General features: G+C 36.4%; 17 protein-coding genes. 7 read left to right on the top strand and 10 right to left on the bottom strand.

All coding sequences use genetic code 11. The features are described from left to right. Positions 1–230: 230 nt before the first annotated feature. The 3 genes from lysS to JO950_RS12510 all read left to right on the top strand — a co-directional run bounded on the left by lysS (position 231) and on the right by JO950_RS12510 (position 2,597). A complete protein-coding gene (gene lysS / locus JO950_RS12520) occupies positions 231–1,931 on the top strand; it encodes a lysine--tRNA ligase (RefSeq protein ID WP_070905511.1) in 1,701 nt (566 codons plus the stop codon). Between the two features lie 142 nt (positions 1,932–2,073). Then, the gene (locus tag JO950_RS12515) at positions 2,074–2,307 is read left to right on the top strand and encodes a hypothetical protein (protein ID WP_202702952.1); all 234 of its coding nucleotides are present in this window, start codon (positions 2,074–2,076) and stop codon (positions 2,305–2,307) included. A gap of 38 nt (positions 2,308–2,345) precedes the next feature. Next, the gene (locus JO950_RS12510; protein WP_202702951.1) at positions 2,346–2,597 is read left to right on the top strand and encodes a type II toxin-antitoxin system RelE/ParE family toxin; all 252 of its coding nucleotides are present in this window, start codon (positions 2,346–2,348) and stop codon (positions 2,595–2,597) included. Between the two features lie 59 nt (positions 2,598–2,656). Here JO950_RS12510 and JO950_RS12505 read toward each other — a convergent pair whose 3' ends face one another. From JO950_RS12505 to JO950_RS12490, 4 genes are all read right to left on the bottom strand, one after another. After that, positions 2,657–3,259, bottom strand: coding sequence for a hypothetical protein (locus JO950_RS12505; protein ID WP_202702950.1), 603 nt, complete (start codon positions 3,257–3,259; stop codon positions 2,657–2,659). Positions 3,260–3,338: 79 nt separating this feature from the next. After that, positions 3,339–4,364 (bottom strand): 2-hydroxyacid dehydrogenase, encoded by a 1,026-nt coding sequence (locus JO950_RS12500; protein WP_202702949.1) that lies wholly within the window; start codon positions 4,362–4,364, stop codon positions 3,339–3,341. Positions 4,365–4,453: 89 nt separating this feature from the next. Continuing rightward, entirely contained in the window at positions 4,454–4,870 is a 417-nt protein-coding gene (locus JO950_RS12495) for a hypothetical protein (protein WP_202702948.1), read from the bottom strand. 78 nt (positions 4,871–4,948) lie between these two features. Beyond that, positions 4,949–5,872, bottom strand: a complete 924-nt coding sequence (locus JO950_RS12490) for a DUF4274 domain-containing protein (protein ID WP_202702947.1) — start codon at positions 5,870–5,872, stop codon at positions 4,949–4,951. A 241-nt stretch (positions 5,873–6,113) separates the two neighbouring features. On the opposite strand from JO950_RS12490, the gene JO950_RS12485 reads away from it, so the two are divergent. Then, complete coding sequence (locus tag JO950_RS12485; RefSeq protein ID WP_202702946.1) at positions 6,114–6,551, top strand: hypothetical protein; 438 nt, start codon at positions 6,114–6,116, stop codon at positions 6,549–6,551. A gap of 48 nt (positions 6,552–6,599) precedes the next feature. Here JO950_RS12485 and JO950_RS12480 read toward each other — a convergent pair whose 3' ends face one another. From JO950_RS12480 to JO950_RS12455, 6 genes are all read right to left on the bottom strand, one after another. Next, the gene (locus tag JO950_RS12480; RefSeq protein ID WP_202702945.1) at positions 6,600–9,074 is read right to left on the bottom strand and encodes a zinc-dependent metalloprotease; all 2,475 of its coding nucleotides are present in this window, start codon (positions 9,072–9,074) and stop codon (positions 6,600–6,602) included. Between the two features lie 275 nt (positions 9,075–9,349). Next, the gene (hemL, locus tag JO950_RS12475) at positions 9,350–10,633 is read right to left on the bottom strand and encodes a glutamate-1-semialdehyde 2,1-aminomutase (protein WP_202702966.1); all 1,284 of its coding nucleotides are present in this window, start codon (positions 10,631–10,633) and stop codon (positions 9,350–9,352) included. Positions 10,634–10,674: 41 nt separating this feature from the next. Then, positions 10,675–10,926 carry a hypothetical protein gene (locus tag JO950_RS12470; RefSeq protein ID WP_202702944.1) on the bottom strand — a complete coding sequence of 84 codons (252 nt, stop codon included), beginning with the start codon at positions 10,924–10,926 and terminating at the stop codon, positions 10,675–10,677. A gap of 46 nt (positions 10,927–10,972) precedes the next feature. Further along, positions 10,973–11,869 (bottom strand): glucosaminidase domain-containing protein, encoded by an 897-nt coding sequence (locus JO950_RS12465; RefSeq protein WP_202702943.1) that lies wholly within the window; start codon positions 11,867–11,869, stop codon positions 10,973–10,975. Beyond that, positions 11,862–12,758 carry a 1-aminocyclopropane-1-carboxylate deaminase/D-cysteine desulfhydrase gene (locus tag JO950_RS12460; protein WP_202702942.1) on the bottom strand — a complete coding sequence of 299 codons (897 nt, stop codon included), beginning with the start codon at positions 12,756–12,758 and terminating at the stop codon, positions 11,862–11,864. Before JO950_RS12460 ends, JO950_RS12465 begins: the two co-directional genes overlap by 8 nt. A 3-nt stretch (positions 12,759–12,761) precedes the next feature. Continuing rightward, positions 12,762–13,103, bottom strand: a complete 342-nt coding sequence (locus JO950_RS12455) for a hypothetical protein (RefSeq protein WP_202702941.1) — start codon at positions 13,101–13,103, stop codon at positions 12,762–12,764. Between the two features lie 113 nt (positions 13,104–13,216). Between JO950_RS12455 and JO950_RS12450 the strand changes: the two genes are divergently transcribed. The 3 genes from JO950_RS12450 (at position 13,217) to JO950_RS12440 (ending at position 16,458) form a co-directional block, all read left to right on the top strand. Next, entirely contained in the window at positions 13,217–13,402 is a 186-nt protein-coding gene (locus JO950_RS12450; RefSeq protein ID WP_071636586.1) for a DUF5522 domain-containing protein, read from the top strand. Between the two features lie 375 nt (positions 13,403–13,777). Continuing rightward, entirely contained in the window at positions 13,778–15,754 is a 1,977-nt protein-coding gene (locus JO950_RS12445) for a urocanate hydratase (protein WP_202702940.1), read from the top strand. A gap of 164 nt (positions 15,755–15,918) precedes the next feature. Then, positions 15,919–16,458 carry a DUF4136 domain-containing protein gene (locus JO950_RS12440; protein WP_202702939.1) on the top strand — a complete coding sequence of 180 codons (540 nt, stop codon included), beginning with the start codon at positions 15,919–15,921 and terminating at the stop codon, positions 16,456–16,458. The last annotated feature ends 199 nt before the right edge of the window (positions 16,459–16,657 follow it).

Genomic DNA, 16,657 nt, shown 5'->3' with positions numbered 1-16,657 from the left:
CGAAGTTTCGTTAATTGTTTAATTGGTGATTTGTTTAATCGTTTAATCGTTTTGTTGGATTCTTAGATTCTCAGAACCTCATAATCTTAGAATCTTAGAAAAGATACAAGTGGATAGCGGGACAAAACTACCTTGAAAACCTGAAAATTACTGCTTCAAAAAATCTAAAATCAGCATTCTGAAATCTACATTCTTTTCTTTATCTTTGCACACTTAAAAAAGAGCACAAAATGGCATTATCAGAACAAGAAATCATCCGAAGAGAAAAACTTCAAAACTTACGCAACTTAGGAATCAATCCTTATCCGGCTAATCTTTTTCCTGTAAATCATACTTCAAAGCAGATAAAGGAATCTTTTGAGGAAGGTAAGAAGGTGATCGTTGCGGGACGTTTGATGAGTGTGAGAGATCAGGGAAAAGCTTGTTTTGCTGAATTGCAGGATAGTGAAGGGCGTATTCAATTGTACGTGAATCGCGATGTTTTGTGCGAAGGTGACGATAAAACGTTATACAATCAGGTTTTTAAAAAATTAACCGATTTAGGAGACTTTATTGGTATCGAAGGAGAATTGTTCACGACTCAGGTTGGAGCGAAATGTATTCGTGTGAGCGGGTTTACTTTTTTGAGTAAAACATTACGTCCGTTGCCTTTACCAAAAGTTGATGAGGACGGAAATGTACACGATGCTTTTAATGATGCTGAATTGCGTTACAGAATGCGTTATGTAGATCTAACGGTGAATCAGCATGTTAAAGAAACGTTTATCAAACGTACCAAGTTGTTTACCGCTATGCGTGGTTATTTTAACGATGCCGGATATCTTGAGGTTGACACACCGGTTTTACAATCGATTCCCGGCGGTGCTTCGGCAAGACCTTTTATCACGCACCATAATTCGCTTGATATTCCACTTTACATGCGTATTGCAAACGAATTGTATTTAAAAAGATTAATTGTTGGTGGATTTGAAGGTGTTTATGAGTTTTCCCGAAACTTCCGTAATGAAGGAATGGACAGAACACATAACCCTGAGTTTACTGCAATGGAAATATATGTAGCCTACAAAGACTACAACTGGATGATGGAATTTGCAGAAGGCCTGCTGGAACATTGTGCGATTGCCGTAAACGGAACAAGCGAAGTTACTTTTGGTGAGCATAAAATCAACTTTAAAGCGCCTTACGCCCGTGTTACGATGACGGATTCGATCAAACATTTTACCGGGTTTGACATCTCAGGAAAAACAGAAGAAGAGCTTTTTGAAGCTGCAAAAGGAATGGGAATCGAAGTTGACAAAACAATGGGGAAAGGAAAACTAATCGATGAAATCTTTGGTGCAAAATGTGAAGGAAATTACATTCAGCCTACTTTCATTACGGATTACCCAAAAGAAATGTCTCCGCTATGCAAAGAACACCGCGATAATCCAGACTTAACCGAACGTTTTGAACTAATGGTTTGTGGTAAAGAAATTGCGAATGCTTATTCTGAATTAAACGACCCAATTGATCAAAGAGAGCGTTTTGAAGACCAAATGCGTCTGGCTGCAAAAGGTGATGATGAAGCAAACGGTATCATCGACGAGGATTTCTTAAGAGCTTTAGAATATGGTATGCCTCCAACATCAGGAATGGGTATTGGAATGGATCGTTTGATTATGTATTTAACCAATAATGCATCAATTCAGGAAGTTTTATTATTCCCGCAAATGCGCCCGGAGAAAAAACAGACTGTCGAATTATCAGACGAAGAGAAATTTATCGTTGATTTATTGAAAGGAAATGAAAACAAAATGGATCTTCAGCAACTAAAAATTACTGCTAATTTAAGCGGTAAAAAATGGGATGCATCCATGAAAAACTTATCTAAACACGGTTTGACTAAAGTCGCTGTTGAGGGGGAGTTTAAATTTGTGGAATTGGTAGGATAGTTTTATAAAAAAGTCAATTTTAGGGTTTTATAATTCTAAAATACCCCCTTACTATTTTAATATTTAAACCCGACAGGTTTGAAAACCTGTCGGGTTTTTTTTAGTATATTTTGTATAACTTTGATATTCAAAACTAATGACGATGGGAACACTGGAACTAAAATTAGAAATATTTGACAGACTCAAAAACATTGAGGATATCACTTTACTTGAAAAAATCAGAAGCCTTTTAAAAAATACCGACATTTCTAAAACGTATCAATTAGAGCAATATGGGATAGACGTTCTTAATGAAAGTGAGGAAGACATAAAATATGGAAGAGTTACTTCTCAGGAGGATTTAGACAAAGAAGATTTAGAATGGCTGTCAAAGTAGTCTAGACTAAAACTGCTGTTTTACAGAGAAGAAAAATATTGATTTACTGGACTAAAAGAAATAAATCATCTGTTTACCCTAAAAAGTTAATTGCTGAAATTGCACAAAGAGTTCAGTTTTTAATTCTCAATCCTGAAATCTACGTTAAAACAAATTTTCCTGACATACACACCTCAACATTAGGACACTATAATATTTTCTATAAATTAACTCCTAAAGAATTAATTGTAATGGCCTTTTGGGACAATCGCCAAAATCCCAAAACGTTGCCTAAAATCTTAAAAAAATAAAATACGTTTTTGAAAAAAGTAAACGCGACAGGTTTCCTAAAACCTGTCGCGTTTGCTTTTTAAAACGAGTACTTCTCCAACTTCTTTCCATCAATATCTAAAACCTTTGCACTTTCTCTTGAAGCCTCCTCTTTGACAACTTCCTGAACAGATGGATTTGACGGATATTTTCCGTTTTTCAGTTTTAGAAGATGAAATTTCCCTCCACTTACTGCTATTAGATTATAGAATTTTTCAGATACTGAAGTGGTTACATAAATTGGAAAATCAGTTACCGTAAAAGAATTAATCAGACTTCCGTCATTATTTAAAATATATCCTGAGCAGCCACCACTTCCACAAAAATAGGAATTAGAGAAACCTACAAAATACTCCTCTTTCTGATCATTATTTAAATCAAATGCATCATAATAAAAAAACCTATCCTCTTTTGTCAGTGCTGGCAAATCTTTCTTCAGCAATACCAGAAGCTGCTTTCTGATTAACTCTACCGTTTTATCGTCTTTTACAGGAGCCTCACTCACAGCTGCTGTTCCGGTTGCTGTTTTTGTTATGGTGTCAGTTGCAATGGCCTCCACAACATTTTCTTTTTCTGTTTTTTCTTTATTCTGACACGAAATCATTCCTAAAATTACAAATGCCATTAAAATTTTTCTTTTCATATTTTCTCTTTTTTTAATTTTTACGATTCTGTTTTTATACCCGACAGGTTTAAAAAAACTGTCGGGTTTGTGATTCCATTTAAACTAACAAAGCTGCTTTATTTTCAATATCATTCTGATCCAGTAAAGACTTGATATTGTTAAAAGTCACCAAGGCGATCTGCGTTAAAGCCTCATTCGTAAAAAAGGCCTGATGTGCCGTCACCAATACATTTGGAAAACTCATTAAACGCTGAATCGCATCGTCCTGAATAATATCAGCCGAAAGATCCCTAAAGAACAATTTCTCCTCCTGTTCGTAAACATCAATTCCTAAATAGCCTATTTTACCTTCTTTCAAACCTTCGATAACAGCCGCTGTTTCAATCAAAGCTCCACGGCTGGTATTGATGATCATCACGCTGTCTTTCATTAAAATAATAGACTCCTTGTTAACAATATGTTTCGTCTGATCGTTTAAAGGACAGTGTAAGGAGATTATATCACTGGACGTAAAGATTTCTTCCAACGAAACAAACCGAACGCCGTCTTTTTCCATTTCTGTGCTTGTCACGATATCATATGCCAGAACTTTACAGCCAAATCCTATCGCAATCTTTGCAAAAGCTTTTCCAATATTCCCTGTTCCAATGATTCCGACAGTCTTCCCAAACAAATCGAATCCTAATAAACCATTTAGTGAAAAATTTTGTTCCCTAACTCTATTGTAAGCTTTATGTGTTTTTCTGTTCAACGTTAAAATCATTGCCATTGCATGCTCCGCAACAGCCTGAGGCGAATAAGCTGGAACGCGGCAAACTTTTAAATTGTACTTTTTAGCAGCATCCAAATCAACATTATTAAAACCCGCACAACGCAAGGCAATAATCTTCACTCCTTTTTCAGCCAATTGTTTCAATACTGCTTCATTGACAATATCATTCACAAAAACACAAACAATCAATGCTTTTTCAATCAATGCAGCCGTTTGAGGATTTAATTGTGTTTCAAAGAAATCCAATTCAAAACCAAACGAATCATTGTATTTATTAAAGAAGGTTTTATCGTAAGGCTGCGTTGAAAAAAAAGCTATTTTATTTGTATTTACTGTATCCTTTAAACTCATCTTGATTACTATTTTTTGAGATTTTTAACTTCCTGTTCTACTAAATTAAACAATTCTTCTGAAGTAACTTCTGATCCTGAAAAATCAACTTACTTTAAATATTCTTTTCCATGTGCAACAACCAATCCGTCTTTTGGGCAAAGACAGGAAACATCATAACCTAAACTTTTAAGGATCTCCAAACCATCCATCACTGCAACTTTATTGCCACCATTCCATGCCTTTTTCAATCCGTATAAAATGCATTCTCTGATATATTTTGGCCGGTTTAAATTGACGCTTTCGGTTTCTTTATCAGATACTCTGGCTAACACTACTCCAGTATTTAAAGGGTTTCCAGCATACAAATCTTCCCATGTAACAAAACTGATTTTCAATGGAGTTTGTTTATGACCTTCCAGGAATATCGTTATTTCAAATGTTGCCGCTTCTGTATCAAGTGCATACTTAGTAACGCTTTTGTACCAATAAACATTCTCTTCAACTGTAATTTTTCTTAATCCCATACGTGTAAAATGTTACCCTTTGAAAAACCAAACGATCTCTTCGTCTCTCTTTTTTAGCAAAAAAATCCTTCCTGCTTGTTATCCTCTAAACTTCAAATGATCGGTGCTAAACAATAATCCGATTCCGCTGTAAGGATCTCTCTTTAGATCATAAAAATTATTTACTCCCTTCATCTCTTTGTACAAATCAGAAATGATCGAAGCAGGTTGAAATCCGTCTATGGTATGATTGATAATCGTATCTGCCAAACAGGTCAACTCTTTTGTACTATTGGTGACGCCCAGATTATTTCCGGTTTCCCAATCCCAGACAATCCACTCCCAATTGTGCTTTTTATGCATACAATCCATCCATAAATAAGACAAATTTTTAATTTTGACCTTCCCTGGTTCATTGTTTTTCCAATATTCGACACTTTCAACAATGGCGTTTACTGCCCTATCTGTATCGTCATAAACAAAGTCCGGATTTGAAAGCTGAATAATCTTTATAGCATCTGCTATACGGCTGGCGATCGTTTTCAGCTCTTTTTCGTTCGGATTTCTTAAAAAAGCAAATTCAATATCCTGTCGTTCGAAAGCTATTCCTTTTGTCTTAGTCAACATTTCAGACGGAATACCTTCGAGATTGGAATTTTCATCCACAAAACTTTCTTTGGGATCAAAGGAAAAATTCTCGTCCTGATAAAAACCGTTAACATATCTTTCCTCAATTTCTTTCAACAATTTATATTGCTCAAAATACAAATCTTCTCTTGCCTCATCTTCACTTTTAAACCTGCAAAAATAATCAGGCTGCAGCAGCCAATACAAACAAACAACTGTTCCCTTATCAAGTGTTTTTTGTTTGACAATCCACTCAAAAGGTTCGATTCCATCATCATAATTCCAGTTTTGGACAAACTGATGTAATTCTGCTGCAGTTAACTTCTGATAGGACATCTCTCCGTTTACCGCTTTTAAAACCCGGTTTTTATTTTTTTTGCTAAATAATTCTTCCATTTTTTGATTTTGATGATAAGTGTCTCTTCTTTCTATTATGAAAACAAATTTAATTAACCTTTTCTTATAAAAACATGATAAAAAACATAGACTGACAAAACCATTATTAAAACACTAAAGACCAAGCCGTAAACCTTTTTCACGGCTAGTTTTGTTAAATAAACTATAATTACGACAATCTCGTTAAACCTCTTTCATCCGCTAAAGTCTAAATGCTATAAACAATTAAAAAACGTACCTCATGAAAAAATTAATTATTGCAGCTTTCTTATTCGTTGGAATAACGAGTTTTGCACAAGAAGCGGATCAGTCTGTTCAACCACAAAGAGAGCGACTAACTCCGGAACAACGCAATGACAGACAGTTAAAGAAACTTACTTCTGAACTAAATTTAGATGCCAATCAGCAAACTCAGATAAAACAGCTTCTGGCTGACAGAAGTGCTAACGCTGAAAAATTTAGAGAAGACCGTAAAAACAGAAAAGACAGTGGTACAAAGCCAACAACAGAAGAAAAGGCTGCTTTTAAAAAACAAATAATGGATGAAAAAACAGCTAACGATGCCAAAATGAAATCGATACTGAATGAGGACCAATACAAAAAATGGACCGCTTTACAGAACGAAAAAAAAGAAAAAGCAAAAGAGAAAGCGAGAGAATACAAAAAAGGAAATAACTAGTATCATTCATAAAAAAAGAGGCTTTTAAGCCTCTTTTTTTATAAGTTCTTATTTCGGATTAAGAATTAAGTCAATTCTCTTAATACAATCCTCGTAATGGTATTTGGTTTCTGCATTTACAGGTCTTGCTTTTGCTGCCAAAAGTATACTTCTTAATGCATTCAATTCTCCTCGAACCAGGGCTCTGACATCAGATTGTCCCACATTATAATACACCGTTGATCTGTCAGATGGCTTGATTTCTTCTGTCATTAAGGCTCCCATTCGATCCATATAGCCGCGTTGCAGGTTTCTTCTATAAATCGTAACATTTCCTGGTGTTGCGGCCTCTTTCCAGATTCCTTTTCGTGTATCTCTTAATAAATCCAGTGCTTTGTAAGTGTCTGCTCCAAGAATTTCATTATCAACCAATCTGCCGATACGTCCAATACTAAGCAAACTATTTAGCTGTCTCACCTGTAAGCTTCTGAATTTCTCTGCATAACCTGCAAAATCCGTATTCTTTAAAGTTGTTACATTTACGATCCATGTTGGTGATGCAAAAGCATTGGTTTGAAGCCAGTTCATTGCCTCAATTTGTTTCGCTTTCGGTACTACCTCATAAACACTTCCTGCCTGATTTGGATTTTTAGTATTTTCATAAACTCCGCCAACATTCGTCACCACATGACCTACATATCGGCTCCAAACATCTAACATTTCTTTATACAATTCGTCCAGATCTTCATAATTATTGGTCACGTTACTGGTCCATTCATTTAAATGCGCAGCAACATATTCCAGATTTTTAAGTCCATAAGTACTTGCTTTCATTGAATTATTTCCAATATCTTCGGTTTGCGAAGTAGGGTCAAAAGCACTACTTTGTTTTCCAAATTTATACAAAGGATTTCCGGCTTTGTCCAAAATCCATTTGTCCAGAGTTGCTTTTTCGTCCTGAGGAGATTTTGCATTTGGAATCACTCTGTATCCCCAGTTTAAAGCATAGTGATCGTAAGCCCCCATTTTACGAATAAAACGAATATTTTTATCTCCCGGCTGCGCGATATAATTGTATCTCGCATAGTCCATTATACTGGCAGAAATTCCGTTTTGTTGGGTAAAATCACCATTTCGGTAACTTTCTACGTCATAGGCACAGCTTGCGCCCATATTATGCGGAAAACCTAAAGCATGACCCACTTCGTGAGCGATTACCATACGCATCATCTCTCCCATTTCTTCGTCGCCGGTTTGTAAAGTTCTGGCTGATGGGTTTGCTGCTCCGGTTTCTAGTAAATATCGGTTTCTGTAGGAACGTAAATGATTGTGATACCAAATCACATCGCTTTCGATTATTTCACCGCTTCTTGGATCTGAAACACTCGGACCAACTGCATTCCGCGTGGTACTTGCAACATAACGAACAACAGAATATCGAACATCTTCCGGACTAAAATCAGGATCTTCTTCTTTTGTCGGAGCATCTTTTGCGATAATTGCATTCTTAAATCCTGCTGTTTCAAAAGGCTTTTGCCATTCTTCTATTCCTTGTTTGATATACTTGCGCAGTTTTTCGGGAGTCGCAGGATCCAAATAGTAAACGATAGGTTTTACCGGTTCAACTAGCTCTCCTCTTGCATAGGCTTCCGGATCTTTTGGTTCCAATCTCCAACGACGAATATAGGTTTTAAGATCTGATTTTAATTCATTACTTCCATAATCGTACTGACTTACGGTAAACCAACCAACTCTTGGATCTGCTAGCCTAGGCTTCATTGGCACTTCAGGCAATAAAATCATCGACTGGTTCATCTGAATACTAATCGATTCTGTATCTTCCAGCATCGATGGCTTTGAAGCATTATAGGTCATATCCTGAATGACCTCGATATTCATCGGAAAACTCTTGATGGTATTAATAAAACTTCTCGAATCATCAAGCCCTTTTACTTTATACATTTCACGCATTTCTGCCGATATTCCGCTGATAGCCTTAACATCAGTACTGTAAAATTTGGTAACATCCACAACAGTGTTGGCCGAATCTTTACTAAAAGCTACAATATCAAATGCAAATAAAGTAGGTTCATAGTTATTTGATTTTACCGAAATACTAATCGGTAAACTATCATTGGCTACCGCATTGTATGATTTTGATTTGATCAGAATTTTATCCTGAAAACGCTGCCAAACAATTAATTGCTCATTAGTTTCCGATCCTGCATTCACATAACCGCCACCCAAATTAGAAGGCAGTTTTGACAATCGGCTTACTAAAAGCATGTCTTTGTTCAGGTATTTATTCGGAATCTCAAAATAGTATTTTTTATCGACTTTGTGCACTTTAAAAAGTCCGTCATCTGAGATAGCGTCTTTGGTGATTACTTTACTATAGTCTTTAATTGCTGACTCCGGTTTTTTCTCCGGCGAGGCAGCTGCCGATTCGTCTTTTTTAGATTTTTTCTTATTTGATTGTGCAAATTGAGAAGTGGGAAATAGCACAAATGCCGCTATTGTAGTTAAAATGAGAAATTTCTTCATTTACTGCAGGTTTAATGGTTATTTAATAAACAAAAATAATTTTTATCCTGAATATACGACGGAAAACCCATTTATTAACTTTTCATTAACTACTTACTGATTTTAGAATTTAAATTGTAAAAATGAGACTGGATAGTGTAAACTGCGACTGAAAACTGCGACTGAAAACTGCGACTGAAAACTAAAATGAAAACTACAATGAAAAAAAGACCCAGCTTTACTAAAAAAACTGAGCCTTCAATTGAAAAAAAAATATATACTTTAATTTCTAAGATTTAAAAAGTCTTCGAAACTTTATCGATTGCATTGATTGTAAAATCCAGGTCTTCATAAGTTAGTGCATCGGTAATAAACCAGGTTTCATAAGCCGATGGGGCAATATAAACACCTTCTTGTAACAAGCCGTGAAAGAATTTCTTAAACGTTTCATTATCGCCTTTCGCAGCAGTTTGAAAATCAACAACCGGATTTGCATCAAAGTGAACAGAAATCATCGACCCTACTCTATTGATGGTAAAAACAACATTATTGGCTTTTAAAACCCTGTCGATTCCAGCTTCTAAATACGCTGTTTTTTCTTCTAAACGAGTAAAGATTGCCGGATCATTATTTAGTGCCTGTAACATTGCTAAACCTGCAGCCATTGCCAGCGGATTACCGGATAATGTTCCTGCCTGATATACCGGACCAAGCGGCGCCAGATAATTCATGATTTCTTCGCGGGCTGCAAAAGCACCTACTGGCAGACCTCCGCCAATTACTTTTCCGAAAGTCACAATATCGGCATTGATGTTGTACAATTCCTGAACCCCACCACGAGCCAGACGGAAGCCTGTCATTACCTCATCAAAAATCAGTAAAATTCCGTTTGCGGTACACAATTCTCTTAAGCCTTCCAGAAAACCTTTTTGAGGCGGGATACAACCCATATTTCCGGCAACAGCTTCGATAATAATGGCAGCGATTTCGCCTTTATTCGCTTCGATTAAAGTTTTTACATTCTCTAAATCATTGTATTTTGCCAATAAAGTATCTTTTGCAGTTCCTTCCGTAACTCCGGGGCTGTTTGGTGATCCGAATGTCACGGCACCACTTCCGGCCTGAATCAAAAATGAATCAGAATGTCCGTGATAACAGCCTGCAAATTTTACGATTTTATCTCTTTTTGTAAATCCTCTAGCCAGACGAATGGCACTCATACAAGCCTCTGTACCTGAATTTACAAATCTTATTTTATCAATATTCGGAACCATAGAAACCGCTAAAGCAGCAATCTCCGTTTCTAATTCCGTTGGCATACCAAATGAAGTTCCCAGTTTTGCTTTTTCAATTACCGCATGCACAACCGGTTGGTAGGCATGTCCTAAAACCATTGGCCCCCATGAATTGATATAATCGATTAATTTATTTCCATCTTCGTCATACAAATAAGCACCTTTGGCACTCTTTACAAAAATTGGAGTTCCACCAACCGCTTTAAATGCTCTTACCGGCGAATTTACTCCACCCGGAATTACTTTTTCTGCTTCAGCAAAAAGCTGACTACTTCTTTTATAAATATTTTAGATTTTAAATTTTAGATTTCTCTAGTTACATTTATTTATCGGCTTAAGCCTTGATCTCTAATAAACGTATTAAAATATTTTTGTTCGATTTGTTCCTCATCAGTAAGTTCCTCATTTTTTTTATCAGACATTCCAATTGGCGAGTAAAAATTCCATTTCCAGATTGGGCGGTGTTTTATAAAAAAATGACTTTCTGCAAATTCATCATGATCATAGACCCCACAAAAAAGCCTCGTGCTTAAAATTATAGCAAAAGTAAAAATTCCAATTTTGACTTTCTTTTTCATAAACAACTTTCTAGAAAATTAATAATTAACAATTGATAATTGATAATTATTTCACTCTCAACTTCTGTCCGATCGAAATCGCGTTATCCGAAAGATTATTTTTTTGTTTTAAATCGTCAACCAATACATTGAATTTTTTTGAAATCGAATACAAGGTATCTCCTTTCTGCACTTCATACAGATTTGGATCATTTGAATTAGAAGAGGAAGGAGCGGTAGAAGAAACAGAAGAACTTCTTACCGGAGCTGATTTTTCAAAAGGTTTATAGCTTTTTCCGGTAACCTGACAATCGTATTGATGCAAATTGTATCGTTCAATATAGCTAATTAATTTATCCGGATAGTTGGGATCTGTAGCATAACCTGCAGCTCTTAATCCTTTTGCCCAGGATTTATAATCGTCTTTTTCGTAAGTAAATAGAGTCGCATATCTATTTTTCCCAACCAAAAATAAAGCATGATCTCTATACGATTCTGCAGCTTCTGCATATTTCCTGAAACATTCCTGAGCTGAATCATCATCATGACGCACACTTTCTCCCAACCAGTCTTTATGACATTTAATTCCAAAATGATTATTGGCTTCCAGGGCCAAATCTCCTTTTCCTGCACCGGATTCTAAGATTCCCTGTGCCAGAATGATACTTGCAGGAATACCATACTTCTGCATATTGCCTATTGCAATATCTTTGTACTGTAAAATATAATTATTGATTAAATCGCTGGTGACAACTGTTTTTGAAGTAGACTGAATAACCTCAGTTGTATTGTTTGTAGAAGGGTGTTTTTTGCCAATTGGTTTGGTATAAGTTGGCTTTTTGGTTGTTGCCACTCTGGACCTCTGGACTGCCGCCGCTTTTTTGGTCGTCGCGATAGTAGGTTTACTTGAAGAGCAGCCTACTACAGTTGCCAGCATTAAAAGTGCTAATATTTTTTTAACCATTGCTTTTAAGTATTGGTAATTTTTTCTGCTTCAATTTAATATTCATCCCCGCAATTCCCTGCAATCCGCCGGTATGGATCAATAATATTCTTGAATGTTCAGGAAAATAGTTTTTATGTATTAAGTCTATAACGCCAAAAACCATCTTTCCCGTATAAATTGGATCCAAAGGCACTTTAGTTTCTTCAAAAAAAGTATTGATAAATTCAATTAATTCCAAATTTACCTTCCCATAACCTCCAAAATGATAGTCAGAAATTAAATCCCAGTTATCTTTCTTTGCAAAAATACAAATTTCATCGGTTAAAAAGTCACCTTTTAATGCCGGAAATCCTAAAATTTTCTGATGCGGTAGCGCACTATTAATCAATCCCGCTATCGTGCCACCCGTTCCTACCGCACAACAAACGAAATCAAAAATGGCATCTTCTTCGGTCAAAATCTCTTCACAGCCTTTTACTGCCCATTCATTGGTTCCGCCCTCAGGCACTAAATAGAAATCGCCAAACTTATCTTTTAACTTTTCGATGAAGGCATTTTCATTTTTAAGCCGATACTCCTCCCGCGTCACAAATTCAAACTGCATTCCGTTTTCCTGAGCAAATTTTAGCGTTGGATTCTCTTCTATTTTATCAAAAAGCTCGTCACCTCTAATCACGCCAATTGTTCTAAAACCCTGCTCTTTTCCGGCATAAGCAACCGCTGCAATATGATTGGAAAAAGCACCGCCAAAAGTCAGCAGAGTCTTTTTATTTTCAGCTTTCGCCTGAAGCAAATTGTATTTCAGTTTCCTGAATTTATTCCCGGAAACAAAGGGATGAATTAAATCTTCCCGTTTTATAGTCAGCGTAATGCCCTTTGGAAAAGCGATTTGGATTTCCTGATTCAAAATCTAATAATGTTTTAAAGTTAAGTAATTCAAAAAACCAAAAAAAGATCGGCTTTTCAAATAATTAAGGTGAGTTTCATTGGCGTAAGCTTCTCTTTCAAAACTTATATTCCGATAGGCCAGCTCTTTGTTTTTATATTGTATCAGCCGAATTGCATATTCTAAAACATAAAAAATATAAAACGGAAGAACTAATAATTCCAATTGCTGTCTCAGGTGAATTTTTTCATGATTGACGAAAACAGCATTTTCTTTATCTGCATCATATTTTAAAATCACAAACGGAAACACAGCCATTCCCCGATACCCTTTTGGAATTAAATATTTAGCAACAATCAGAAACATTAGCCGTAAAATTTATAAATTTGTAGATGAAATTTGTCCGATTTCATTAAAATCACAATCTATTAATTATTTTTGATTTTAAAAAATGAGGAACACGAACGCAATGCAGATTTATGAAGGAGCAAAGTAATGAAAATAAATTAATCGAAGGGGAAGATTTTTACTATACCCCCGAAGGTTATAAATGCTTTACTGAAAAACACCATCTAAAACGTGGTTATTGCTGTAAAAGCGGCTGTCGTCATTGTCCGTATGGGTTTGACAAACGAACAGGCGAAATTAGAAAAAAAACGAATTAGAGAATGTGGCAATTTAACAATTAGAGAATTTCTTAAATTTTAAAACTAACTAATTTTACACGTCGTCGTCCTGAGCGAAATCGAAGGACAAATCTAAAATCAACAACCTAAAATCTAAAAATCTATTTATGGATATTCTGTTTCGAAAATTTAGGATTACTATCCACAAATCCTATCACAGGTCGGATATCCGTTATCCTTAGTTATTTTTTAATTAGAAAATGTGACAATTTGCAAATTAGATAATTATTCTATTTCTTTAATTGCCATGTCGCTCCGATGGAGTTTATAGCCTATTTAATAAATCGCAGATTATTGCCTGCTTAGATCAAAACCTTAGCAGCTTAGAATCTTAGCAACTTAGTACCTAAAAAAATGACTTTCAAAGAACAAATACAACAAGGAATACCTACCATATTACCTCCAAAGGCAACATACGATTTAGCGATTAACCATGCGCCAAAGCGAAAAGAAATCCTATCAGCAGAAGAAAAAAAGCTGGCTTTAAAAAATGCCCTGCGTTATTTTGATGCCAAACATCATGCAGAATTAATTCAGGAGTTTTCAGAAGAATTAGAAACTTACGGACGTATTTACATGTACCGTTTTCGCCCGGAGTACAGAATGTATGCCCGACCAATTGACGAATATCCTGGAAAATCATTGCAGGCAAAAGCCATCATGCACATGATTCAGAACAATTTGGATTATGCTGTAGCACAACACCCACATGAACTGATTACTTATGGTGGAAATGGAGCTGTTTTTCAAAACTGGGCGCAATATTTACTCACGATGCAATACCTGTCTGAAATGACAGACGAGCAAACCTTGACCATGTACTCAGGTCATCCGATGGGATTGTTTCCTTCGCATGCAGAAGCTCCAAGAGTTGTCGTAACAAACGGAATGGTTATCCCAAATTATTCGAAACCGGATGATTGGGAAAAAATGAATGCCTTAGGTGTTTCGCAATACGGACAAATGACTGCGGGAAGTTATATGTACATAGGGCCACAAGGAATTGTACACGGAACAACGATTACGGTTTTGAACGGTTTTAGAAAAATCAAACAAAATCCGGAAGGAAATCTTTTTGTAACTTCAGGGCTTGGCGGAATGTCGGGCGCACAGCCAAAAGCCGGAAATATTGCCGGCTGTATCACGGTTTGTGCAGAAGTAAATCCAAAAATCACCAAGATTCGTCACGAGCAGGGCTGGATAAATGAAATCGTAACTTCGACAGATGAACTGGTAAAAAGAGTCCTTACAGCAAAAGCCAATAAAGAAGTGGTATCCATTGCTTACTTAGGAAATGTAGTAGACGTTTGGGAATGTTTCGACAAAGAAAACATCAAAATTGATTTGGGTTCGGACCAGACTTCTCTTCACAATCCTTGGGCAGGAGGTTACTATCCAGTTGGAATTTCTTTTGAAGAAGCTAACGAAATGATGGCTAATAATCCTGAATTGTTCAAAGAAAAAGTACAGGAATCATTACGTCGTCAGGCGAAAGCGATTAACCAACACACTGCAAAAGGGACTTACTTTTTTGATTACGGAAATGCCTTTTTATTAGAAGCTTCACGCGCAGGTGCTGATGTTATGGCTGAAAATAATATTGATTTTAGATACCCAAGTTATGTTCAGGACATCATGGGACCTATGTGTTTTGATTACGGTTTTGGTCCGTTTAGATGGGTTTGTACTTCAGGAAAACCGGAAGATTTACAGAAAACAGATGCTATCGCCAGTCAGGTTTTAGAAGAAATGGCCCAAACAGCTCCAAATGAAATCCAGCAGCAAATGCAGGACAATATCAAATGGATCAAAGGCGCACAAGAGAACAAACTGGTTGTGGGTTCGCAAGCCAGAATTTTATATGCCGATGCCGAAGGCCGAATTAAAATTGCCGAGGCTTTCAATCAGGCTATTGCCAAAGGTGAAATTGGAACGGTTGTTTTAGGACGCGATCATCATGATGTTTCGGGAACAGATTCTCCGTACAGAGAAACCTCTAACATCTACGACGGATCACGCTTTACAGCCGATATGGCCATCCAAAACGTGATTGGAGACAGCTTTAGAGGAGCAACCTGGGTTTCTATACATAATGGCGGCGGAGTTGGCTGGGGAGAGGTTATAAACGGTGGTTTTGGTATGGTTCTTGATGGATCTAAAGAGGCTTCAAAACGTTTAGCCTCAATGCTTTTTTGGGATGTTAACAACGGAATTTCAAGAAGAAGCTGGGCCAGAAATGACGAGGCTATTTTTGCTATCAAAAGAGCAATGGAAGTTCAGCCTTTATTAAAAGTGACTTTACCTAATAGGGTAGATGAAAATCTATTTTAGATCGTAATGTCAAGCGCAGCGGAGTTGAAAAGCTGACGAAAAAAAGGGGGGGGACTTCGACTGCGCTCAGTCTGACGGACTACGCTTAGTCTGACCGAGCGGCGCTCAGTTTGACGGGCGACGCTCAGTCAGGCAGATCAAAGAGAACATTAAATTTTTAACATATGAAAACATTCAAATTAGTACCCGTTTTTTTGCTTTTAATACTAGCATCATGCAGCACAGTCAGCGTTTACTCTGATTACGACAAAAACGTAAATTTTGCCTCTTACAAAACTTATGCTTTCTTCAAGCCCGGAATTGACAAGGTTGAAATATCTGATTTGGATAAAAGACGTATTCTACGTGCCATCGATGATCAAATGCAGGCCAAAGGTTTTACCAAAAGCGAAAACCCTGATTTATTAGTTAATATTTTTACTAAAGCAAGAGAACAAGTCAATGTAAATCAATTTAGTGCTGGCTGGGGTTACGGTTGGGGTTGGGGATGGAATCCTTACATGATGTACGGAGGAAACCAAACTACCGTTTCTACTTCTACTGAAGGAACTTTATTCATTGATTTGATTGATGCTAAGAAAAAAGAAATGATCTGGCAAGGAGAAGGTGTTGGAACGCTAACCAAAAACGTTGCTAAAAAAGACGAAAAGGTTGCCGAGTTTGTATCTAAAATTATGGCACAATACCCTCCGGTTAAAAAGTAGTTTTCAGTCTCTGTTTTCAGTTTTTTACAAAAACTAAAAAAAGTTATTGAAATCTTCTCAAAATAATTAATACATTTGCGATTCAATTATCTGAAATGAAAAACTTAAATAACATTATTATCGCTATTACTATTATTGCAATTCAGCAATAATGGCGAGGTAATGTATAAATAAGTAAACAAAATACAATTTATAAAAC

The sequence above is a fragment of the Flavobacterium sp. UGB4466 genome (genome assembly GCF_903469665.1).
In the GTDB taxonomy this organism is placed as follows: domain Bacteria; phylum Bacteroidota; class Bacteroidia; order Flavobacteriales; family Flavobacteriaceae; genus Flavobacterium; species Flavobacterium lipolyticum.
This window is presented reverse-complemented; position numbering and strand designations above follow the sequence as displayed.

Coding starts and splice junctions, on each gene's coding strand:
- lysS (WP_070905511.1), top strand. CDS start 231: ATGGCATTATCAGAACAAGAAATCATCCGAAGAGAAAAACTTCAAAAC.
- JO950_RS12515 (WP_202702952.1), top strand. CDS start 2,074: ATGGGAACACTGGAACTAAAATTAGAAATATTTGACAGACTCAAAAAC.
- JO950_RS12505 (WP_202702950.1), bottom strand. CDS start 3,259: ATGAAAAGAAAAATTTTAATGGCATTTGTAATTTTAGGAATGATTTCG.
- JO950_RS12500 (WP_202702949.1), bottom strand. CDS start 4,364: ATGAGTTTAAAGGATACAGTAAATACAAATAAAATAGCTTTTTTTTCA.
- JO950_RS12495 (WP_202702948.1), bottom strand. CDS start 4,870: ATGGGATTAAGAAAAATTACAGTTGAAGAGAATGTTTATTGGTACAAA.
- JO950_RS12490 (WP_202702947.1), bottom strand. CDS start 5,872: ATGGAAGAATTATTTAGCAAAAAAAATAAAAACCGGGTTTTAAAAGCG.
- JO950_RS12485 (WP_202702946.1), top strand. CDS start 6,114: ATGAAAAAATTAATTATTGCAGCTTTCTTATTCGTTGGAATAACGAGT.
- JO950_RS12480 (WP_202702945.1), bottom strand. CDS start 9,074: ATGAAGAAATTTCTCATTTTAACTACAATAGCGGCATTTGTGCTATTT.
- JO950_RS12470 (WP_202702944.1), bottom strand. CDS start 10,926: ATGAAAAAGAAAGTCAAAATTGGAATTTTTACTTTTGCTATAATTTTA.
- JO950_RS12465 (WP_202702943.1), bottom strand. CDS start 11,869: ATGGTTAAAAAAATATTAGCACTTTTAATGCTGGCAACTGTAGTAGGC.
- JO950_RS12455 (WP_202702941.1), bottom strand. CDS start 13,103: ATGTTTCTGATTGTTGCTAAATATTTAATTCCAAAAGGGTATCGGGGA.
- JO950_RS12450 (WP_071636586.1), top strand. CDS start 13,217: ATGAAGGAGCAAAGTAATGAAAATAAATTAATCGAAGGGGAAGATTTT.
- JO950_RS12445 (WP_202702940.1), top strand. CDS start 13,778: ATGACTTTCAAAGAACAAATACAACAAGGAATACCTACCATATTACCT.
- JO950_RS12440 (WP_202702939.1), top strand. CDS start 15,919: ATGAAAACATTCAAATTAGTACCCGTTTTTTTGCTTTTAATACTAGCA.